We start from the raw sequence: 22017 nt of genomic DNA, 5'->3' as shown, positions 1-22017 counted from the left end.
TCATATAGTAAAGAAGGAGGAAATCATGGAAGAGAATAAGTTTAAAAGAGATTATAAGTATAAGAGCCAAGAAGGTGCACATGGAGGAACCGTAAATAAGTGGATTATTATCATCGGAGGTGCAATCGTGATTTTGTTGGCTTATTTATTAAGATAGAATATTGAGTTGGGATAGATGGGATCTATCCCAGCTCAATATTCTATCTATTCCATTATAGTTTTGCTGCAATGGCAAGATTTTCCCTGATCCCCAAATTAGGCACATTGACCTCAATAATTACAAAGCATTCTTAAAAGAAAAGTTAAAATAGAAATTTTTATCGATTATAGGTAAGCTTAACGATTTTTGTAACGAACATCAGGAATTGACGGTATGATATCGATTAATTTTGTGATTTGAGAAATAAGTATGGATAATCTTCCATCCTAAAAATAAATAAGGCGATACGGGGAGTATCGCCTTAAAATCACACTAACTATTAATAAAACCCTATAGAACTAGGTGTTTTCAAAACATGGATTTTAGAATAGACTAAAGTCTATTTCCAAGACCCACTGTAAAAGTAAAAACCTTTTATTATAAAATCAAATAAAAGTTGCAACATTTATATTATAATTGAATTTTATCTAAACTTTTTAAAAATTCAACCCATGCAACCCTATCAGTTTTAAATGTTAGATCATTTTCTTTAAGCTCATTTAAAGGAATTAATCTAAAAGCTTGTAACTTTCCTTCTAGTGATTTTTCAGTAAAGTCGAAAGATTTTGTCCTAATGTTTAATACAATGTCGTTCTTTTGCTCAACTTGATAGTAAATTGAAATGATTTGACTCTCGTTAAAACTCGATTTTTCGTAAAAATCTGTCGTGTAAATATGTTTTGTAACTTCAACCTCCATACCCGTCTCTTCTAGATATTCCCGTTTTAAAGCCTCAATCAGACCTTCTCCGTATTCTAAACCTCCGCCCGGGAATTTCGTAAACGAAACATTCTCCGTTCGCTCATCGCTAATAAGAACCTCGTTATTTGAATTAAGTAGAATTCCGTAAACCCTGACATTAAATAAAAACATAATTATATAAATAGGACAGCTCCGAATCAACGGATCATGCAAATGTAGAAAATTGTGAATTTTGATTGTGAACAATATATAAATAGCCAGGAAATGTTTTAACCTGGCCAATATATTTTAAATTATAGCGGTTGGAACCCCGGACCCATTGTTTCTGCGTCCATACCTACTAATGAATAGTGCTTAGGCAAGAACCATGAAACAGTATTCATCGCTGCTTGGTATTCTTTTTCGTTTGAAAAGTTCCTAGGAGTAATATTAAAAACTAAATCTTGGGTAACATTCTCCTCGTCATTGTAGTTCCTGGCTATCAACATAACCATCGGATTTTTTACACCCGAATATTGCAAGAATTCCCGAATCTGTTGACGGGCATAACCTGGAAGGATTTCCTCGGATGGCTGACCAACCAAGATTTCCTCATCGCTACCAATCACAAAATCCTGGTTGTTCCTAGCAAAATGATGATCATCGGTATAGAATTCTTTGCGAACAGCATAATTTAATAAATCACCATAGCTGAACATCCAGTCCGGATTTTCCTTCCTCGTATTTAAGGCAACTCCAAAACCATTCTGCAATAAAACAGGCAATTTGTTTTTGATGACATATGCCTGGAAGTTCTCTCCAGGTTCTACAGACCTCAAATTGAAATATGGAAACCCTTCATTACTCATAATGATTTCAGGCTCCGCAACAGCTAAGTTCGCTTCCGCAATGTTATCGATGAATTCTGCAACCCATTCATTGTCCCTTTTCTCTAATGGAATGGTTAGTAGATTGTTAATGACAAGTGTTTTTCTCAAGATCGCCTAAGTTTCCGGATCCTGAATTCGCATCAAAAAAAATGTATGTTACTCATAAGTCCTTTGAAAATACGGCTAAAAGTAAGGATTATTGTCTTAATGTATAGGGTTTAATTAAAAATACATCTCATTTAAACCTCAACAGAAAGGGATAAAGTCGTTTATTTTCTTATTTTTGTTAAAAAAGGAACCACTTTAATGTCAGAATTAAACACGACACGAGCAGTGCAATATAATACATCAAAAATTAGCTACGAGGAATTCCGCCAGGTACTCATCGAAGATTATAAACTAGCCACTGAGAGCCGATTTGTAAGTTTACTAGGAAGGAAAGAAGTCCTAACCGGTAAAGCAAAGTTTGGAATATTTGGAGACGGAAAAGAATTAGCGCAAATTGCTTTATCAAAGGTTTTTAAACCTGGAGATTGGCGGTCCGGATATTATAGGGACCAAACTCTAGCATTTGCCCTAGGTATTAATAGCATCTATAATTTCTTCTCTCAACTTTATGCCAACCCAGATTTGGATGCTGAACCATCATCAGGAGGTAGGCAGATGGTAGCTCATTTTGCGACCCCACTGATTGATGAACAAGGAGAGTGGATGGATCAAACTGCTCAAGTAAACTGCTTTTCAGATATCTCTACAACAGGTGGCCAAATGTCTCGCATTCTGGGACTAGGCTTGGCATCAAAACTCTATAAAAATAACCCTAATCTTTCGCATAAAGACAAATTTACAAAGGATGGCAACGAAGTCGTATTCTGTACTATTGGAAATGCGGCAACATCAGAAGGTGTTTTCTGGGAAACTGTGAATGCAGCAGGAGTAAAGCAACTTCCAGTAGTTATCTCAATTTGGGATGATGGATATGGAATCTCCGTTCCTAATGATATACAAACTACGAAAGGAGATATTTCAGCTGTATTACGCGGATTTCAAGATGATGAAGCAGGACCTGGCTTTGAAATATTTAGAGTTAAAGGATGGGATTATGCAGGCTTATGTGAAGTTTATGAAAAAGCCGCTGATTTTGCCCGAAACAATAGTAAACCTTGCTTAGTGCATGTAGTTGAAATGACCCAGCCCCAAGGGCACTCAACTTCAGGTTCACATGAACGTTATAAAACGGATGAGAGACTGGAATGGGGAAACAGAATTTGATTGCAACAAGAGAATGAGGGATTGGTTGATCGAATCTGGAATGGCAACAGAAGAAGAACTTTCAACAATCGATTCGGAAGCTAAGGATTATGTAAGAAAAGAACAGAAAAGAGCCTGGTCAGATTATAGAAAAACATTACAGGTTGATCTTGAAGAAGCGATCGCTAAATTGGAAGGCGTTAACCATCATGCTGCTGAGATCCCCCTGAAAACCCTATTGTCTACTACAGAACCTTCACTAAAAGAAGTATATGTCAATGTTAGAAGGGTTATCAGAGAGCTGAGGGGAGTTGATGTTTTAGGAAAAGATGAATTGATCTCTTGGTTCCAAGAAAAATTAAAAAGTTAATCATAATAGATTCAACGACAAATTGTTCGTTGATACTAAATACTCACCTTTGGCAGTTGAGACTATTCCTGCAGAATATGACCAGAACTCAGCTATTGTAGATGGCCGTGAAGTGCTGAACGCTTGTTTTAAGGCGAATTTTGACAAGGATGCAAGATTGCTGGCATTCGGTGAGGACGTAGGTAAAATAGGAGATGTAAATCAAGGTTTCGCTGGCCTTCAGGATGAATTCGGAAATCAACGTATCTTCGATACAGGGATCCGCGAATCCGCAATTATAGGCAAAGGAATCGGACTGGCAATAAGAGGTTTTAGGCCAATAGCTGAAATACAGTATTTGGACTACTTGATTTATGCAATGCCAGTGTTGAGCGATGACCTTGCAAGCTTAAGTTATAGAACAAAAGGAAGACAAAGAGCGCCATTGATCGTGAGGACCAGAGGACACCGCTTAGAAGGAATATGGCATTCAGGGTCTCCTATGTCAGTGCTTTTAGGTGGACTTCGTGGAATGCATATTTGTGTTCCCCGTAATATGACCCAAGCTGCAGGAATGTACAATACCCTCTTGAAATCTGATGAACCCGCATTAGTGGTAGAATGTCTGAATGGGTATAGGTTAAAAGAAAAAATGCCACTAAATATTGGAGAATTCACAGTGCCTATCGGCAAAGCAGAGAAAATCCGCGAAGGTTCAGACCTGACAGTAGTGTCATACGGATCAACCTTGAGAATTGTGCAAGAGGCAGCATTAGAACTGGAAAAATTAGGCGTAAGCATAGAAATAATCGATGCTCAATGTCTGCAACCTTTTGACAGAGATCAAATCTCTGTTGAATCTCTGAAGAAGACAAATAAATTATTGGTGGTAGATGAGGATTTTCCAGGTGGAGCATCCGCTTTTATCACACATGAAATATTAGAGAAACAAGGTGGATACTATTATTTGGATGGTCAACCCAAAACTTTAACAGCCAAGGCTCATAGACCTCCTTATGGTTCTGATGGTGATTATTTCACTAAGCCAGCTGTTGATGATGTGGTAGAAACTGCCTACCAAATCATGTCAGATAGTAATCCAACAACATATCCTCCTATTTTTTAAGGAGGATATGTTCCTGAATATTAAATTCCATTTGAAAAACAAGGCAGCTGCACCTATGATAGCCGCATGCTCCTGATACTTTCCAATTAGAATTTCAAACTCTTTAAGTGGTGATTTTTCAGGGAAGATTCTGTCCCAAGCCTTGACGATATTACCGCCAATAACTAAAATTTTGCAATCATATTCCTTGCTGAAGAACTTAATAAAACTCAATAAGTTCTCTTGATATTCCGAAAGTAATTGGTCTACTTCTTCTGTTTCGCCATGTTTTTCTAAGATTTCCCTAAGGCCACTTTCCTTGAGACCAGTCAATTCCTCAAATCTTTTTACAAACCAACGCGTCACTAAATACTCTTCATAGATGGAATCCTTATAAGGAGTATTCCATAAATCGGCATCAAAAGCTTTTTCACCTTGGTTCCAAACGGCACTGCCCAATCCTGTCCCCAATGTGATTCCCAAGATCCGCTCATTGTTCTCCAGACCACAACCAAACACTTCACCCCTGTAGAAAAGCAGCAGCATCGTTGATATACAATATTGTAAGATCTGTATTGCCTAGGCCGTCCAAAATAGGTTCAGTGACCTGCATATTATAGATGCTGTCATATTTGGATTGACCCTTCATTAGGGCAATTCCTTTGTCGTAATCGAATGGTCCCGGGGCAGCGATTCCGATCTTTTTAATCGAAATATCGGTTTTTTCAAGGCAGGCTTTCATGTTATTGGTCCAGTCAAGAAAAATCGATTTAGCATTTTCCAATGAATTTACATGCGAGCGCGTAATGGTTTCGTCAAGAATTTTCCAGGAATCCTTCTCAACGATTGCCGATGTGATATGTGTCCCTCCAATATCACATGAAAGAATATAATTGCTATTCTGCATCCTTTAAATAGGCCTTATATTTTAGAAAATGATCAGCTATCACTAATGCAGCCATAGCTTCTACGATAATTACAGCACGAGGTACGACACATGGGTCATGGCGTCCTTTCCCAGAAATGGTGGTTTCATTTCCTTCCTCATTTATTGTGCTTTGGTCACGCATGATCGTAGCTACAGGTTTAAATGCTGTGCGGAAAGTAATGTCCATTCCATTGGAGATTCCACCTTGAATACCTCCTGAAAAATTGGTTATTGTTTTTATTTTGTCGTCTTGATTGACGAAAATATCATTGTGTTCAGAGCCCAACATTTTGGAGCCTTCGAATCCGGATCCATATTCAAAGCCATGCACCGCATTGATGCTCATCATCGCTTTTGCAAGGTCAGCGTGAAGCTTGTCGAATACCGGTTCGCCCAATCCAACAGGAGTGTTTCTGATTACAGTGGAAATTACACCACCAACAGTATCTCCATTTTTTCTGACTTGATTGATGAAATCTTCCATTTCTGCAGCACTCGCCGGATCAGCACATCTCACAATGTTGCTCTCGCGAGTTTCCAATAATGCGTTGAGATCATTCAAGTTTAAATTTTGAGCCTCGATTTGACCTACTGCAGACACGTGAGCAAAAATCTCAATCCCGTGTTTCTTCAAAAACAATTTAGCAATTGCTCCAGCAGCTACTCTTGCTGCTGTCTCGCGTGCTGAAGACCTGCCACCACCACGGTAATCACGGATTCCGTACTTGCTTTGGTACGTGTAATCAGCATGAGAAGGTCTGAATTTATCTTGAATATGGGAATAGTCCTTTGAACGTTGGTCCTCGTTAGGAATAACGATAGCGATTGGTGTCCCAGTCGACTTACCTTCGAATGTTCCGGAAAGAATTTGGGCAGTATCACTTTCTTTTCTTTGGGTCGTTATTTTGGATTGTCCAGGGCGACGTTTGTCAAGCTCTGATTGAATGAATTCTTCGTCAATGTCAATCAATGCAGGACAACCATCAACAATCACCCCAATTGCCTTTCCATGTGATTCCCCGAAAGTGCTTATCCTAAATAAATCTCCAAAAGTATTTCCTGCCATAATTCTATAGTGCCCGTAAATATATAAAAATTGATACTAATATGCTTAGCTTGCCTGAATAATAATATTATTTTTCTGAGATAGAAAAACCTTGCTGTTGCAAATGATCCCAAAACATCGGGTAAGATTTTTCAACCACTTCAGGTTCTTCTATAATAACCTGCTGGAAGACTAAAGCTAAAGGTGCAAATGCCATAGCCATTCTGTGGTCCTCGTAAGTAGAAATAGTAAGATTCCTTGGATCTGACACATTCTCTGTCTTCAGATGATAGGTTTCTCCGTCGGCAACTAATTCCGCTCCGAATTTTGCTATTTCTGTTTGTAGTGCTAAAATCCTATCTGTTTCTTTGATTTTCAAGGTTTCCAAACCCGTGAAAGATACATCCTTCTTCAACGCCGAAGCTACAACAACGACAGTTTGTGCCAAATCAGGACATTCTTTGAAATCAAATAATGTTTTTTCGGAATTTAAACCTACTTTTTTCAAATGCAATCCGTCAGATTCAAAACTCGATTCAGCACCGAAATGGGTCATAATCTCCACGATTTCCATATCCCCTTGTAAACTATGCTGTTTTAAACCTGGCAATACGATATGTCCATTCTTTGATAATGCTACAATCGAATACCAATAGGATGCGGCACTCCAGTCCGGTTCAACATAAATTACAGACTCTTGAAATGGTTGCTTAGCAATACGGATACTGTTTTGATTAAAATCATAAGCAATACCACATTCTTTAAGCATTTCCAAGGTCATAGTGACATAGGGACGGGAAGTTAGTTCTCCTTGGATGTCCAAAGTAAGTCCTTTTTTCAAAGAAGAGGCAATCAATAGGAGGGATGATATATATTGACTGCTAATATTACCTTGGATTGAAATCTTGTCCTTTCCCTGAATCATTCCACCTTCAATTTTGATGGGAGGGTATCCTGATTTGTTTTCATAATGAATATCGGCACCTAAATCTTTCAATGCATCAACCAAAATACCTATTGGTCTTTGTTGCATACGCTCTGTTCCGGTAAGAACAAAGTTTCCTTTGATCAAATTAAGATATGATGTCAGGAAACGCATAGCCGTTCCCGCTGGGCCAATATCTATAGTTTTTAGGTCTGTTGAAGTATCTTGTGCTTTTTCTAGGGCAGCTTTCAATGTAACAGTGTCGGCTGCTTCTGAAAGATTTTCGACTTTAACAGTTCCTTTACTTAATGCTTGGATGATAAGAGCACGGTTGCTCTCAGATTTGGAGCCTGTAAGCTGTACCGTGCCTTTAATTTCTTGCGAAGGGTGGGTTAAAATTAAGCTTTTCGCTGACATTATTAAGCCTCCGCAACCGGTTTAGTGTTCATAACCTCGTTTTGCTTACGAATAGATTCGTTGTGAACCAATTCCAAATATTTTGATGTAAACTCTTCACTTAAGTTAAGCGCGTTTGCCAATTGGATGCGTTTCTTAACTAAATCATCCCAACGGTTGATCTGAAGAATTGTAACGTTGTTATCTCTCTTAACCTCACCAATTTTCTCAGCAATCTTCATGCGGTCAGCAATTTGTTTGATGATCTGGTCATCCAATTTGTCAATCTGGCTGCGTAACTCTGCTAATTTATCTTCAAAAACCGGATTGTTAGACTCTGGCTTACGAACTGAAACACTATCCAATAGATCTGCCAATGCTGCTGGAGTTACTTGCTGTTTAGCATCAGTCCAAGCAACAGATGGATCAATGTGAGATTCAATAATCAATCCTTGCATATCCATATCCATCGCTTTTTGTGTAATATATGGAATCAACTCACGGTTACCACAGATATGACTAGGGTCATTGATAATAGGTAATTCAGGAGCAATTGCCTTTAATTGAATAGCGATATCCCACATTGGTTCATTACGGAAAGCAGTTTTTTCGAATGATGAGAAACCTCTATGGATGGCACCTAATTTCTTAATACCAGCTCTGTTTACTCTTTCTAATGCGCCTAACCACAATGATAAATCTGGGTTTACTGGGTTTTTGATCAATACTGGAACATCTACACCTTGCAATGCGTCAGCAATTTCCTGTACTGTAAAAGGGTTTGCTGTTGAACGAGCACCTACCCATAAAATATCAACGCCAGCAGCCAAAGCTTCCTCAACGTGTTTAGCTGTCGCTACTTCTGTCGCTGTCAATAATCCAGTTTCTTCTTTTGCTCTTTTCAACCATTCTAATCCGATGCTGCCAATACCTTCGAATTCCCCTGGACGTGTGCGTGGTTTCCAAATCCCAGCACGTAAAACATTCACTTTTCCAGTGTTGGCTAATAAATGTGCAGTAGAAACCAATTGCTCTTCAGTTTCAGCACTACATGGTCCGGCAATGATTAAAGGTTTATCTCCTGTATCTAACCAAGATTTTAATGGGAGAATGTCTAATGAATGTTTCATTGTATTTATTTTTGATTATTTACTTATTAATTATTTTGATTTAGATCTTTTCGTTTTTCACGTATTCACCCATGATACTGAAGTTCACGGTATGTTTTAATACTTTTCTGATGGCAGCGTCGTAATCTGCTTGTTTTTTCCACTCTACATCAACATAGAAGTCATATTCATTTCTACGACCTACAACAGGCATAGACTGGATTTTACTCAGGTTTACATTTTGTTCAGCAAAACATTGTAAAACTGTGGCTAATGCACCAATGGCATGCGAAGTCTGGAATGACAAGGAAGCTTTGTTTGCATTCTTTTGTTCCTCTAATTCATTCGACAGAATTAAAAACCGTGTAGAATTCTTCTTATTGGTTTCAATTCTTTTCTCTAGAATTTCCAATCCATATAATTTTGCTGCTGCTTCACTCGCAATTGCGGCAGTGTTGGTAAGCTTTTCTTCATGAATTTTCTTAGCACAAGCAGCGGTATCCATACCCTCCTTGATAATCCATTCAGGATGGTCCGCTCAAGAATTCATCACATTGTCTGATCGCGATAGGGTGTGATTCTACAAACTGAATGTCGGTGATCTTAACCCCAGGCAATGCGAGTAGGTGCTGTTGAATGTTCAGATGTACTTCGCCGATAATATGAAATCTATAATCTCTCAACAGATTGTAATTAGGCAGGATACTTCCTGCAATTGAGTTCTCAATTGCCATTACAACGAAGTCTGCTTTCCCTTGTTTCAATAATTCGCAAGTCTTCTTGAATGAAGAGCATTCAAGCGTTTCGATATCCCTGCCGAAATATTTGTAAGCCGCTTCTTCATGAAAGGAAGCCTTAACTCCTTGGATGGCAATTTTTATTTTCTCACTCATTGTTTTTATATGCGTTCTTTAATTCACAAAAAAAGGTCCCAAACTTTGCAGCTGGGACCCCTTTATATCTTATATATACTATATACTAGTCCCAGCTCTTATCTCTAAAATAAAAGAACCAAAAGTTGGTATATGTATATTGTTTGTTCATTTCCCGTTTATTTGTTGTCAAATATAGAACTTCTTTAATTAAGTGCAAAATTTTTTTAAAAAATATTATAAAAGAAGTTGATAAAATGTATAAAAATTAGTTAAAAAACAGCCAAAAAACAAGAGTAAAAACAGCCATTTTTTTAATAAAAAAATGCTATTAAAAACGTGTTAATATTTATATAAAGTGCGTTTAACGTATTTAAATACATTTTAATTTGATTTATCGAATAAAAATAATGATAAAAAATCATTAAAAAATGATCTAAAAAAATGAATAAAATAACTGTTAAAATCTGTATAAAAAATTAATATAATTAATGTTTTTTGAGGTTAAAATTACAGGATATTCATGTTTTAATTTGTTTATTTGGTTTTAATTCATTCAATAATGATTTACTATCCATGCATTAAAAAGATATATTTGTACCATTTCAGAAGAATAAATTTAAATGTTATATATTCTCATATCCGTTCTGTGCTCAGTCACAGTTGCCATCATAATAAAGTTCGCCAGGCAACGCGGGGTTAATTATCTTCAATTGCTAGTTTGGAATTACCCCATCGCAATCCTTCTTACCTATTTCATTTTAAAACCTGAATTGGTCCAATGGACATCCGATCTACCTTGGCATTTATATCTGCCTCTCGGATTTTTATTACCTTTTATATTTATATGTATCGCATTATCCATTCGCTTCAGCGGTATAGTAAAGACCGAAGTTGCACAACGCTTGTCCTTGTTTATTCCATTGATCGCTGCTTATCTATGGATGGGAGAAAAAATGGCATCAGAGAAATTTTTGGGAATAGGAGTGGGGTTGGTAGCCATAGTTTTTTCAATTGGTTGGAATAAAAATAACCAGAATAATGGAAAGAACTTTTGGATATTTCCATTGCTGGTGTTTATTGGCATGGGAATAATTGATATTATCTTTAAACATATCGCACAGCATCCAGAGATAAGTTATATGTCATCTCTTTGGATCGTGTTTACCTTAGCATTAGGCTTTGCTTTGCTATTTCTATTTTATTTACTGTTTATAAGAAAAGAAAGTTTTGATGTGAAGGCTTTATTATTTGGAGCAATATTGGGCGTGTTTAATTTTGGAAATATCGTGTTTTATATGAAGGCTCATCGCGCTCTACCTGACAGCCCTTCTTTGGTTTTCACAGGAATGAATATAGGCGTAATAGCTGTTGGAGCACTGGCTGGAGTCTTCTTATTTAAGGAGAAACTTAGCAAATACAATAAAATAGGGGTACTTTTGGCTATTATTTCAGTATTATTAATTGCATTTCTGTGAGTTTATTTGAAGATATATATAAGACTATTGACGAACCTTCTGAAGGGATTTTTAGGGATAAGGGAAGTAAGTTTATCGCTTATGCATACCCATTTAAGGACGAGAATAAGGTAAAAGAAATCATTGCTGAGCTCAAATCAATGCATCCAAAAGCAAGGCATCATTGCTGGGCGTATCGGTTGACCCCAGACCGTACGGTATTCAGAGTTAATGATGATGGCGAGCCTTCGGGAACAGCAGGACGTCCTATCTTAAATGTGTTGCTGTCGATGGATGTCACTAATATCATGGTGGTTGTAGTAAGGTATTTTGGTGGTACGCTGCTTGGGGTCCCAGGATTGATCAATGCCTATAAGTCTGCTACACAAGAAGCATTGCAAATTGCAGAAATTGTAGAAAAAACAGTGAATGATGTGTATGAAGTCACATTTGATTATATTCAAATGAATGATGTCATGCGTATAATCAAAGAAACTGAGGTCATTGTCTTAAGTCAAGATTTTGATACGAAGTGTAAAATTACCTTTGAAATCCGTAAATTACAGGTAAATGAAGTGATCGGGAGAATGGAGAAAATTGAGGGGCTGACGATCAATTACTTACGGACCATATGATTAACGATTCTGAACTTATTATTAACGCAGATGGAAGTATTTACCATCTGAATTTATTGCCTACTGACATTGCTGATACCATTATTTTTCGTTGGAGATCCTGACAGGGTACCTGAAGTTTCGAAATACTTCGATGATATCGAAATAAAAAAAGGACGGCGTGAGTTTATAACTCATACTGGAACTTTACGAGGAAAGAGGGTTACTGTTATTTCAACTGGAATTGGAACCGATAATATTGATATTGTCCTGAATGAATTGGATGCTTTGGTCAATGTTGATTTTAATACCAAAAGCTTAAAACAAGAAATAAAATCTTTGGATATCATTAGAATAGGAACTTCTGGATCCATTCAAGGAAATATTTCCATGGGTACAATCTTAGCTTCTGAGTATGCTATTGGTTTTGATACGCTCATGCAATACTACCGTAAACCATACACCGAACCTGAAGTGCAGTTGCAAGAGGCCGTAATAAATCATTTTGAAGGACTAAGCTTTAAACCTTATGTGGGAAGAGCTTCTCAAAAATTAATGGAAAAGTTTGCTTTCGACCTTCCCAAAGGCATTACCATGACCGCGCCAGGCTTTTATGGACCCCAAGGTAGAAATGTAAGATCCCAAAATATATACCCAGACCTGATCAAGAATGCAAATAGCTTTGATATTTCTGGAAGAAACATCACTAATCTTGAAATGGAAACTGCAGGGATTTATGCCCTAAGCAATATGTTTGGACATCATGCAATCTCAATCAATGCGATTTTGGCAAGTCGTGTCAATGAAGCATTCAGCAAAAATCCGCAGCAGATTGTTGATAATGCAATCAAATTAATCCTAGATAGGATTTAAGAGCTTTCGAAAACTAGAAACCCTGACTGATGGCAGTTCCTTTCCTAGCGGAGTCAAATCTCAATAGGATAAATAATAAAATGGTAAAAGACCATAAGGAAGAACCTCCATAACTGATGAAGGGTAAAGGTATACCTATTACAGGCACTATACCAATGGTCATCCCTATATTAATAAAGAAGTGAAAAAATAGAATTGAAGCAACCCCATACGCGTAGATTCTGGCAAATGCAGTTCTTTGCCTTTCGGCAATATTGACGATACGAACCAACAAAGCGACGTAAATAGCAATCAATATAACAGAACCTACAAATCCCCATTCTTCGCCTACTGTACAGAAAATAAAGTCTGTACTTTGTTCAGGGACAAAGTTGTATTTGGTTTGGGTTCCCTGGAGGTAGCCTTTTCCAAATAATTGACCTGAACCAATAGCTATCATAGATTGATTAAGATTATATCCTTGCCCCTTCGGGTCATCCATTTTTCCAAGGATGATATCAATACGGTTTCTCTGGTGAGGTTGTAAGATTTGTTCATAAGCAAAATCAACACACAATACATATACGCTGGAAACGACGAACAGAATAGCCATATTGATCAGATTCTTACGTTTCTTGCGCATCATAAATGCAAAGAATCCACAGATTAGAGCTAAACAACCTATCAAGATCCATTGATTGACCAATAGGGCCAATACAAATAGAAATATGGCTAAACCACCGATTATCAATAATCCTGTACTGACGTAACCCTCTCTATAAAACACGAAAACCAATGAAAAGAATGCCAACGCGGATCCAGTATCTGGTTGTAACATAACTAATGCTACAGGAAATAGAACAATGCAAATCCCCACAAACAAGGTCTTCATGTTCGGGTTTTTATTGGTTTGATTGCTGAGATAATAAGCCAACAAAAGACAGGTCGCAAGTTTACCAAACTCTGAAGGCTGCAGCCTAAAACTACCTAACGGAATCCAGGCTTGATTTCCGCCAACATTTCTACCGACCACCAAAACGGCAATCAACAACAGAATGACTACAATATAGATTATAGGAGCTGAAGATATAAAAAAACGGGAATCGATAATCAAAATACAGATCCCAATGATCAAGGCTGTAAAGATATAGATAGATTGTTTCCCATAGTTTGTTGCAAGATTGAAAAGACCCGGGTTTTCAGGGTCATAAACTGCTGCATGAATGTTGAACCAGCCAATCAAGCACAATGCCAACCACAAGCCAATGGTCAACCAGTCTATCCTTCCAAAAAAACTTTTCTTTTGAAGACTATTCATGGTTTCTCCTGATTTGACTATGGTGTACTAAAGTTCCTGATTCCTGTCTCTTTTTAGGATTTACTGCTGCAGTTCTCACTGTTTCAACCTTTGTTTTTGTATTCTTTGTACTGTCTTTTTTGATCGTTTCTTCCTTCTTGACCTTCGGTTTTGGAAGCAAGTTTCCATTGTATATCCTATCCTGAATATATTTTGGCAATGAAATGGTATCCTTTAAGTATTTTTCTACCATCATACTCGCGATAGGAGCTGCCCAAGTACCACCATAACCCGCATTTTCAACGAATACGGCAATTGCGATTTTGGGGTTTTCCCTCGGCGCGAAAGCAAAAAATACAGCATGGTTCTCGCCATGAGGATTCTGAACGGTCCCTGTTTTTCCGCACATCTCAATTCCCGCAATCCGCGAAGCAGCACCAGTACCCCCTTGATTAACCGCTTGGCTCATCCCTTCAATTACTGGTTCGTAATATTTAGCATCAACTCCCGCAAAGATTTTCTCAGTAAACTCCTCTTTTATGATTTGTTTCTCGCCAATCCCTTTAATTAAATGAGGACGGTAATAAAACCCTCTATTAGCTACAATAGCCATTATGTTAGCCATCTGTAATGGCGTAATCCCTAATTCACCTTGGCCAATGGACAATGAAATGTTGAAACTCGAGCGCCAGTTTCCACTGCCATATCGTTTGGTATAGAAATCGGATGTAGGAACCAGTCCCGGTTTTTCACCGGGAAGGTCAATGCCCAACTTATGTCCCAATCCGAATTTACCTAAGGACTCTTTCCATAAATCATATGCCTTTGGACCACTCATCCCTCTGGAGTCTATCATCTTAGCATATACATACCCGTAATAAGTGTTGCATGACATCTTGATGGATTTCACTAAGCCCGTTGCACCGTCCACGTGGGTACAGCGCATGATTGCACGACCCCCGCCATAACGATAACCTCCAGGACAATAAAAAACAGTCTGGTCATTGATTACTCCGGCTTGCTGTGCAGTAAGGGCTGAAACAACCTTAAATACTGAACCAGGAGGATATGAAGCTTGGATAGGACGTATGAACATAGGTTTCGTTTCGTCATTCAGCAACTTCATATAATTGTTTCCCAATTCTCGGCCTACCATCATATTTGGATTGTAGGAAGGACTGCTTACAAAACTTAGGATCTCACCAGTGGAAGGCTCTATGGCCACTACTGATCCCAGCTTATTCTTCATTAACTTCTCAGCAAGAATCTGAAGGTCCTTGTCTAAAGATGAAACCAATCCATCTCCAGTTACCGCCAAGGTATCATACTTGCCTTCCATAAAGCTACCTTGAGGTCGGTTCAAAGCATCAACCATTTGATTCTGCACACCTCTTTTCCCTCTTAATAGATCCTCATAGGCGCGCTCAACACCAGAAGCACCGATATAATCACCAGGACGGTAGAAACCATTGGATTTTTCAATGTCGCGGTCATTTACCTCTTGGATGTAGCCCAAAAATTGAGCAGCAATACTATCCGGGTAACTTCTGACCGTACGGTTCAATGGATAAAATCCCCTGAACTTATACAGATGTTCTTGAAATTTGGCATAGACAGTAGACGATACCTGCTTCATAAATTGTGAAGCACGATATGGAGAATGAGCTTTCGCTTTTTTCATCCGCAAATTGAAATCAATCGTATCAATTCCAAGCAAATCACACAATAGAAGCGTATCGAGATCCTTTACTTCACGGGGCGTCACCATAATATCATATACCGGCTCATTCTGAACCAATACTTTTCCATTCCGATCGAGGATAACACCGCGAGCAGGGTAGATGATTTTCTTACGCATAACGTTATTGTTCGCTGACAACAAATACTTGTCATCAATGACTTGGATATAAAATAGCCGTGCCACAATAACTAATGCAATAGCAATAAAAATTCCTTGTATAACGAACTTACGGTTGAAGTAACTATTGTTCATGTGAATAAGACCGTAATTATTAATTACTTAATAAGCGAGATTTTCTTTTATAAATAAGTATACTAATCAATATGATTAACAAGATAGTAAAAATACTGCTTAGTAAGATGCTTAACAGTGTGCTTAAATAGTTTGAGAAACTAAAATATTCCACGTGTAGGAGAACAATGTGATGAATCAAAGTCCCAATAGAAATGTAAGATATAAACCATTTCGAACCCATGTTACCTAAAGAAGGAGTTTCAAAGGAATCTTGAACATCAACGTCCAAAGTAATCCTATGGAAGAAAATCCTGTACCATGCTAATGCAACGCAAGCTGCAGCATGCACCCCGATAGAATCATAAAATGCATCAACCGTTAAACCAGTTAAAAATGCTAGTATGTACAATATAAAGTTTGGTGTGCCGATAGGCAACAAAAAAATAATCAGGATATAGGGAAATGGGGTCGCCAAATTGTAATATCCAATATTCTTGAACAATACAACCTGCATGGCAATCAAAACCACAAATCGAAGGACATTGAAAATAATTAATCTACCCATCATTATCCTCCGTTACTGCTTCCAATTGATTTTTTTCGTCTTCCAATAAATCTTTCACAACATATACATGATTCAAGTTGCTAAAGTTTGTTCTCAGTTTAATCTTAACATCCAAGAATGAACCCCCTGAACTAATACCTGTTTCCTCCACTGCTCCGATTTCTATTCCTTTAGGAAATAAAGAGAACCCGGAGGTATAGACTTTTTGGCCTTTCTGAACTTTTACATGATTAGGGATATCCTTAACAATAGCAAATTGCGGATTTGAAGTATTACCCCAAACCAAAGAACCAAACACATTCGTAGTGTCCAAAGTCACAGAAATCCTGGTGTCAGGGTGTAACAACGATTGGATCGTACTGAAATGTTGCGAAACATTCAATACTATTCCTACCACTCCATTTGAAGTGATCACGCCGAGGCCTTTCTGTATTCCTGCCAATGAACCTTTATTGATAGTAATGAAATTGCTTTTTTGATGAATACTGTTATTTACCACTTCTGCCATGGTAAAATGATATCTATTCATCTCAATGGAATCAACGATGCGAACCGAATCTAAGGTATCTGTTAAGATGTAATTTTGAAGTTGTTGGCGTAGTTGAGAATTTTCTAAAGCCAAGTTCTTGTTGGTTTCTTCAAGAGCCAAGTAACTTTTCCATGAATTGAGTTTATCATAGAATGAACCTACAACAACATTTGAAGAGTTAATGAAAGAAGATCTTTGGTATCTGTTGTTTTGAACAACCAGTAAAAGTGAAGCAACAAAAAAAGAATAAACCAGAAAAAGGCATTGTATCTAACCAAGAAAAGCCAAAGGTTCTTCATTATTATTCTCTTTTAATAGCTACGCGATATAACATGTTTGAACGTTATATCGCGTAATTATAATTTTTTTATTAGTTATTACTGCATTAAGAACTTGAAACGACCAATGTTCTTAAGCGCAATGCCTGTTCCTCTAACAACGGCACGAAGTGGATCTTCAGCAACGTGTACCGGAAGTTTTGTTTTTGCTTGAATACGTTTGTCCAAGCCACGAAGAAGAGCACCACCACCAGTTAAGTAAATACCTGTTTGGTAAATATCTGCTGATAGTTCAGGAGGAGTGATCTCCAAAGCTTTAAGAATTGCTTCTTCGATTTTTGGAAATAGATTTGTCTAAACAGTGAGCAATTTCGGTATAGGATACAGTGATTTGTTTAGGGATACCTGTCATTAAATCGCGACCTTGAACGGCGAAATCCTCAGGTGGATCAGTCAATTCAGGAAGGGCAGCACCAACTTCAATCTTGATCTTTTCCGCAGTGCGGTCACCAATCATGATGTTATGCTGACGGCGAATATATTGTACAATGTCTGAGTCAAAGTTGTCCCCAGCAACGCGGATGGACTGATCACAAACAATACCTGATAAAGCAATAACTGCAATTTCGGTCGTACCACCACCGATATCGATGATCATGTTACCAACAGGTTCCTCAACATCGATCCCGATGCCGACAGCAGCAGCCATAGGCTCGTGGATAAGGTAAACCTCTTTAGCGCCAGCGATCTCCGCCGAATCACGAACAGCACGTTTCTCAACCTCCGTAATGCCGGAAGGAATACAAACAACCATACGTAACGAAGGGAAAAACCAACTTTTACCTTTGTTGATCAATTTAACCATACCACGAATCAAATGCTCTGCAGCCGTAAAGTCCGCAATAACACCATCGCGTAATGGCCTTACTGTTTTTATGTTGTCGTGAGTTTTACCCTCCATTTGCATCGCTTGGCGACCAATTGCGATCACCTTGTTTGTCGTGCGGTCAAATGCTACTATTGAGGGCTCATCTACTACTACTTTATCATTGTGAATGATTAGGGTGTTAGCTGTTCCCAAGTCTATTGCAACTTCTTGCGTAAACCAATTAAAAAGACCCATTTAGATGTGAAAGTATTTTTTGTAATTTAATTGCAAACCTAATGAAAAAAAAATGGTTTTTATAGAAACCATTATCTATAAAAAATCATCTTTTGATGATGAATAATTTCAAAATTTTAAATAATCCTATTGCTAACGAATTTAATATTATTTTATTGTATCGTTACTCCAATGTAATAGTTGAACGTGTCAACCTTGAAATTCTCTTTCGTCAATCCTTCTAAACGCATTACCTTAAACTTGTCCGTAGGGTTAATGAGCTGTCTCTTACCATCTTTATCAAAAATATGGACAGGCATGTCAAAACCTTCAACCTCAGAATTCCAACGTATCATAAATACTCCAGGATTATTTTCAATGACCTCCAAAGTAGGGATACTTGTCCGACGGACATATTGTTCAAAAGTCTTGTCAAGATTGATACCTGACTCTTGGCTCATGTAACCCAAAATGTCATTATAATCCACTGTCTTATGATAGAATACTTGGTTGAGTCCTCTTAATATTTTTAGCCATTTCTCGTCATTGTCAATCATGGTCCGGATCATATTGTGCAATACTCCACCTTTATTGTACATGTCTCCTGAGCCCTCCTTGTTGACATTATAAGGACCTTGGATCGGACTGTCATTCTGGATACCCCTGCGATTACCATTTACATAAGCCTGACTTGCCTCTTTTCCGTAGAAAAAATCAATGAACAAAGCCTCAGAATAATTAGTGAAACTCTCATGAATCCACATGTCACCTAAATCTTTCGCAGTGATGTTATTGCCAAACCATTCATGGCCAGACTCATGGACAACGATAAAATCCCACTTCTTGCCCCATCCGGTCCGAGAACCATCGCCACCTAAATAACCGTTTTGATATTTATTGCCATATGCAATAGCACTTTGATGCTCCATACCTAAATGTGCTGTTTCGACTAACTTGTACCCATCTTCGTAAAACGGATAAGGGCCAAACCAATGCTCAAAGGCCTTCAAAGTTTCATTTGCATTTTTCTTTAAGTGGTCAATCTTACCAGCATTCTCTTTGAGAACATAATAGTCTACAGATAAAGGTCCTTTTTCACCTTTATAGGTTTCCTTGAAATGTGCATAATCACCAATATTTAAAGCTACATTATAATTGTTGATGGGATTTTCAACTCTCCAATGGTATTTTGTGTAACCATTCTTCAACTTCTCCGTCTTGATCAACCTTCCGTTTGAAACATTCATCACTTCATTGGGAACAGAAACTGAAATCAACATGGAATTCACTTCATCAGACTGATGATCCTTATTTGGCCACCACACGCTGGCACCCAATCCTTGACATGCCGTAGCAACCCAAGGCTTGCCATTACTGTCTTTCTTCCAATCAAAGCCGCCATCCCAAGGGGCACGAGTGGCCTGAATCGGATTGCCCGAATAATGGACCGTGAATGAATCTAATTTACCTTTCTCAATATAATCTGGAAAATCAACAAATACTGCATTATATTCCCGACTAAAGGGGATGGATTTTCCTTTATATTCAACTTTATCTACCGAAAGGTTGTCAAAGAGATCAAATTGAAGCTTGTTGAAACGTTCAACAGCCTGAAATTTAAAAAGATTGCTGCCTGATATAAACTTTTTGTCGATGTCAACTTTAACGTCAAGATGGTAATATTGAATGTCATAGCAAGTACGAAGTGGAGTTAATTCCCCCCTTAATGAATCTGCTTTATTATATATATCCTTAGCTTTCATTAATTGGGCTTGACTGAATTGAACAGCAGAGCACATTAATAATCCTAGAGCAATAGATTTAGCCTTAATCATGGTTGGTCAGTATCTTTATTTTACTTTTTTAGTTTTAAAATATTCTTCGATTTGATCTAAGCTGAATGCATTCAAACATTCATTTTTACTTAAACCGCCCTTCCTAGCAACATATACGCCATACTCCATGTCCAAAAATCCTTCTTTTCTATGCGCATCAGGGTTGATAGATAACAATACTCCTTTTTCCAAAGCATATTGATGCCATCTCCAGTCTAGGTCCAAACGCAATGGATTGGCATTGATCTCAATAACCACCTTATTTGCTGCGCAGGCGTCAATAACTTTCTTGAAATCCAAAGGATACCCAGATCTTGACAATAATAGACGACCCGTCGGATGACCTAAAATAGTGGTATAAGGATTTTCTACCGCTTTTATAATTCGATTGGTAGCTTTTTCCTGGTCCATTTTTAGATTGCTGTGGATAGAAGCAACCACAAAATCGAATTTTGAAAGGATTTCATCAGCATAATCTAAAGATCCATCAGATAGAATATCGGATTCTATACCTTTGAAAATTTTGAATGGAGCCAATTTTTCGTTTAGAACATCAATTTCTGCCCATTGTTCCTCCAATCTATCTATTTGGAGACCGTTTGCATATACTGCAGTTTTGGAGTGGTCACAAATACCTAAATACTCCAATCCCAGTTCTTCTTTGCAATATGTTGCCATATCTTTAAGAGAATGTACTCCATCACTATAAGTAGAGTGGTTATGCAATGATCCCTTTAGATCTGCGTAACTAATCAAATGAGGAAGTTTATTTTGTTTCGCCAATTCGATTTCTTTTCCTCCTTCTCGAAGTTCAGGTTCAATATATTCAAGTCCCAAAGATTTATATATTTCCTCCTCAGCATCTAAGGCTTTGATCTCACCAATAGTTTTCAGATCGCTGATATGCTCCTGAGAGCCTGTAGTTAATAATAGATCTTTTGCAAAATCTGCAGTAGAACTAATGATTATTTCAAAAGGAAAACCATTTTGATCATTGAATTTAATTTTATGATTTTCTTTATTAATGTCAAATTCAAAATCCAATGCTTTTATGGCTTCATGTACGGTTGATGCTTCCGCAGCAACAATAATCTCAACCTGTTGCAGTACCTCAACTTTCCTTCTATAATCTCCAGTAAAACTAATAGGGGCTAAGGGAAGGGACTTTTCAAGGCCCTGAATGACTTCCATTGCCGAAGGCATAACTCTAGCATATAAAAACCAACCTTGATTTGCAATGGAGAACTCAATCGCTTTCTTGATGTCCTCTTGTGTCTTAAGGCCAAATCCTTTAGCTTCGATTAAACGGTTCTCATTGCAAGCGTAATATAGTTCACCTACGGATTCTATTTCTAGATCACGCCAGATAATCTGGATCTTTTTTGGGCCGAGACCTTTGATCTTCATCATCTCTAAAATTCCTTCAGGAGTTTTTGCAATTAGTTTGTCGAGATCAGGGAAGGTGCCGGTGGTCACAACCTGCATGATTTTTTCAGCAGTGCTCTTTCCTATATTCGGCTGTTCGCTCAATGTTTCCAAATCTGATTGACTGGCAGCAAACGGCAATTTGTCAATCCTAAAAGAGGCCGAGGCCATAGCTTTAGTCCTAAATGGATTCTCATTATACAATTCCATTAATTGGGAACACAATTTAAAAACTTTCGCTATGTCTTTGTTAGTCATAATTTCCTTCATTATTTGTTGGGGAAACCAAATCTACGAATTTAGACGAAAAAATCCTGAGCTGGGGAAGCTCAGGATTT

At 37.8% G+C, this 22017-nt stretch carries 17 protein-coding genes and 3 pseudogenes; 5 read left to right on the top strand and 15 right to left on the bottom strand.

The annotated features are described in order from the left end of the window. The first annotated feature begins 25 nt into the window (after positions 1-25). A complete protein-coding gene (locus FGL31_RS28245) occupies positions 26-157 on the top strand; it encodes a hypothetical protein (RefSeq protein ID WP_257214044.1) in 132 nt (43 codons plus the stop codon). A gap of 453 nt (positions 158-610) precedes the next feature. Here FGL31_RS28245 and FGL31_RS17070 read toward each other — a convergent pair whose 3' ends face one another. Together FGL31_RS17070 and FGL31_RS17065 are read right to left on the bottom strand one after the other, a co-directional pair. Next, on the bottom strand, positions 611-1072 hold the full coding sequence (locus FGL31_RS17070) for an NUDIX domain-containing protein (protein ID WP_138093252.1): 462 nt from the start codon (positions 1070-1072) through the stop codon (positions 611-613). Positions 1073-1194: 122 nt separating this feature from the next. After that, the gene (locus tag FGL31_RS17065) at positions 1195-1878 is read right to left on the bottom strand and encodes a hypothetical protein (RefSeq protein WP_232046884.1); all 684 of its coding nucleotides are present in this window, start codon (positions 1876-1878) and stop codon (positions 1195-1197) included. Positions 1879-2076: 198 nt separating this feature from the next. On the opposite strand from FGL31_RS17065, the pseudogene FGL31_RS17060 reads away from it, so the two are divergent. Beyond that, positions 2077-4496 (top strand): annotated as a pseudogene (locus FGL31_RS17060) (alpha-ketoacid dehydrogenase subunit alpha/beta). Here the strand turns inward: FGL31_RS17060 and FGL31_RS23825 are convergent. From FGL31_RS23825 to FGL31_RS17035, 6 genes and pseudogenes are all read right to left on the bottom strand, one after another. After that, positions 4458-5021, bottom strand: a complete 564-nt coding sequence (locus FGL31_RS23825) for an acetate and sugar kinases/Hsc70/actin family protein (protein WP_197734303.1) — start codon at positions 5019-5021, stop codon at positions 4458-4460. The pseudogene FGL31_RS17060 and the gene FGL31_RS23825 sit on opposite strands and share 39 nt — an antisense overlap. Further along, positions 4996-5382: an ROK family protein gene (locus FGL31_RS23820; RefSeq protein WP_197734302.1), complete on the bottom strand. Its 387-nt coding sequence runs from the start codon at positions 5380-5382 to the stop codon at positions 4996-4998. Before FGL31_RS23820 ends, FGL31_RS23825 begins: the two co-directional genes overlap by 26 nt. Further along, positions 5372-6469, bottom strand: coding sequence for a chorismate synthase (gene aroC / locus FGL31_RS17050; protein ID WP_138093249.1), 1098 nt, complete (start codon positions 6467-6469; stop codon positions 5372-5374). Before aroC ends, FGL31_RS23820 begins: the two co-directional genes overlap by 11 nt. Before the next feature lie 67 nt (positions 6470-6536). Then, a complete protein-coding gene (gene aroA / locus FGL31_RS17045; protein WP_138093246.1) occupies positions 6537-7790 on the bottom strand; it encodes a 3-phosphoshikimate 1-carboxyvinyltransferase in 1254 nt (417 codons plus the stop codon). A gap of 2 nt (positions 7791-7792) precedes the next feature. Beyond that, complete coding sequence (locus FGL31_RS17040; protein ID WP_099371685.1) at positions 7793-8899, bottom strand: chorismate mutase; 1107 nt, start codon at positions 8897-8899, stop codon at positions 7793-7795. Between the two features lie 40 nt (positions 8900-8939). After that, a pseudogene (locus tag FGL31_RS17035) lies at positions 8940-9771 on the bottom strand (prephenate dehydratase). A 602-nt stretch (positions 9772-10373) separates the two neighbouring features. Here FGL31_RS17035 and FGL31_RS17030 point away from each other — a divergent pair. The 3 genes from FGL31_RS17030 (at position 10374) to FGL31_RS17020 (ending at position 12694) form a co-directional block, all read left to right on the top strand. After that, positions 10374-11228 (top strand): EamA family transporter, encoded by an 855-nt coding sequence (locus FGL31_RS17030; protein WP_138093243.1) that lies wholly within the window; start codon positions 10374-10376, stop codon positions 11226-11228. Beyond that, on the top strand, positions 11225-11842 hold the full coding sequence (locus FGL31_RS17025) for an IMPACT family protein (protein WP_138093240.1): 618 nt from the start codon (positions 11225-11227) through the stop codon (positions 11840-11842). Before FGL31_RS17030 ends, FGL31_RS17025 begins: the two co-directional genes overlap by 4 nt. Positions 11843-11911: 69 nt before the next feature. Further along, on the top strand, positions 11912-12694 hold the full coding sequence (locus FGL31_RS17020) for a nucleoside phosphorylase (RefSeq protein WP_317131047.1): 783 nt from the start codon (positions 11912-11914) through the stop codon (positions 12692-12694). A gap of 13 nt (positions 12695-12707) precedes the next feature. Here the strand turns inward: FGL31_RS17020 and rodA are convergent, their stop codons facing one another. The 7 genes and pseudogenes from rodA to FGL31_RS16985 all read right to left on the bottom strand — a co-directional run bounded on the left by rodA (position 12708) and on the right by FGL31_RS16985 (position 21937). Continuing rightward, on the bottom strand, positions 12708-13991 hold the full coding sequence (gene rodA, locus FGL31_RS17015) for a rod shape-determining protein RodA (protein ID WP_138093236.1): 1284 nt from the start codon (positions 13989-13991) through the stop codon (positions 12708-12710). Further along, entirely contained in the window at positions 13984-15963 is a 1980-nt protein-coding gene (mrdA, locus tag FGL31_RS17010) for a penicillin-binding protein 2 (RefSeq protein WP_138093233.1), read from the bottom strand. The genes rodA and mrdA overlap by 8 nt, the downstream gene beginning before the upstream one ends. Before the next feature lie 19 nt (positions 15964-15982). Further along, positions 15983-16513, bottom strand: coding sequence for a rod shape-determining protein MreD (locus FGL31_RS17005; protein WP_232046883.1), 531 nt, complete (start codon positions 16511-16513; stop codon positions 15983-15985). Beyond that, positions 16503-17261: a rod shape-determining protein MreC gene (gene mreC / locus FGL31_RS17000; RefSeq protein ID WP_232047171.1), complete on the bottom strand. Its 759-nt coding sequence runs from the start codon at positions 17259-17261 to the stop codon at positions 16503-16505. Before mreC ends, FGL31_RS17005 begins: the two co-directional genes overlap by 11 nt. Before the next feature lie 155 nt (positions 17262-17416). Then, positions 17417-18440: pseudogene (locus FGL31_RS16995) on the bottom strand (rod shape-determining protein). A gap of 152 nt (positions 18441-18592) precedes the next feature. Beyond that, complete coding sequence (locus tag FGL31_RS16990; RefSeq protein WP_138093230.1) at positions 18593-20254, bottom strand: M1 family metallopeptidase; 1662 nt, start codon at positions 20252-20254, stop codon at positions 18593-18595. Between the two features lie 15 nt (positions 20255-20269). Beyond that, a complete protein-coding gene (locus FGL31_RS16985) occupies positions 20270-21937 on the bottom strand; it encodes a DNA polymerase/3'-5' exonuclease PolX (RefSeq protein WP_138093227.1) in 1668 nt (555 codons plus the stop codon). Positions 21938-22017 lie beyond the last annotated feature (80 nt).

Source organism: Sphingobacterium daejeonense (assembly GCF_901472535.1).
Taxonomy (GTDB): Bacteria; Bacteroidota; Bacteroidia; order Sphingobacteriales; family Sphingobacteriaceae; genus Sphingobacterium; species Sphingobacterium daejeonense.
This window is presented reverse-complemented; position numbering and strand designations above follow the sequence as displayed.

Bases quoted from the DNA above. Each gene is read 5' to 3' on its own strand.
- FGL31_RS28245 (WP_257214044.1), top strand. From the start codon at position 26: ATGGAAGAGAATAAGTTTAAAAGAGATTATAAGTATAAGAGCCAAGAA.
- FGL31_RS17070 (WP_138093252.1), bottom strand. From the start codon at position 1,072: ATGTTTTTATTTAATGTCAGGGTTTACGGAATTCTACTTAATTCAAAT.
- FGL31_RS23825 (WP_197734303.1), bottom strand. From the start codon at position 5,021: ATGCTGCTGCTTTTCTACAGGGGTGAAGTGTTTGGTTGTGGTCTGGAG.
- FGL31_RS23820 (WP_197734302.1), bottom strand. From the start codon at position 5,382: ATGCAGAATAGCAATTATATTCTTTCATGTGATATTGGAGGGACACAT.
- aroC (WP_138093249.1), bottom strand. From the start codon at position 6,469: ATGGCAGGAAATACTTTTGGAGATTTATTTAGGATAAGCACTTTCGGG.
- aroA (WP_138093246.1), bottom strand. From the start codon at position 7,790: ATGTCAGCGAAAAGCTTAATTTTAACCCACCCTTCGCAAGAAATTAAA.
- FGL31_RS17040 (WP_099371685.1), bottom strand. From the start codon at position 8,899: ATGAAACATTCATTAGACATTCTCCCATTAAAATCTTGGTTAGATACA.
- FGL31_RS17030 (WP_138093243.1), top strand. From the start codon at position 10,374: ATGTTATATATTCTCATATCCGTTCTGTGCTCAGTCACAGTTGCCATC.
- rodA (WP_138093236.1), bottom strand. From the start codon at position 13,991: ATGAATAGTCTTCAAAAGAAAAGTTTTTTTGGAAGGATAGACTGGTTG.
- mrdA (WP_138093233.1), bottom strand. From the start codon at position 15,963: ATGAACAATAGTTACTTCAACCGTAAGTTCGTTATACAAGGAATTTTT.
- FGL31_RS17005 (WP_232046883.1), bottom strand. From the start codon at position 16,513: ATGATGGGTAGATTAATTATTTTCAATGTCCTTCGATTTGTGGTTTTG.
- FGL31_RS16990 (WP_138093230.1), bottom strand. From the start codon at position 20,254: ATGATTAAGGCTAAATCTATTGCTCTAGGATTATTAATGTGCTCTGCT.
- FGL31_RS16985 (WP_138093227.1), bottom strand. From the start codon at position 21,937: ATGACTAACAAAGACATAGCGAAAGTTTTTAAATTGTGTTCCCAATTA.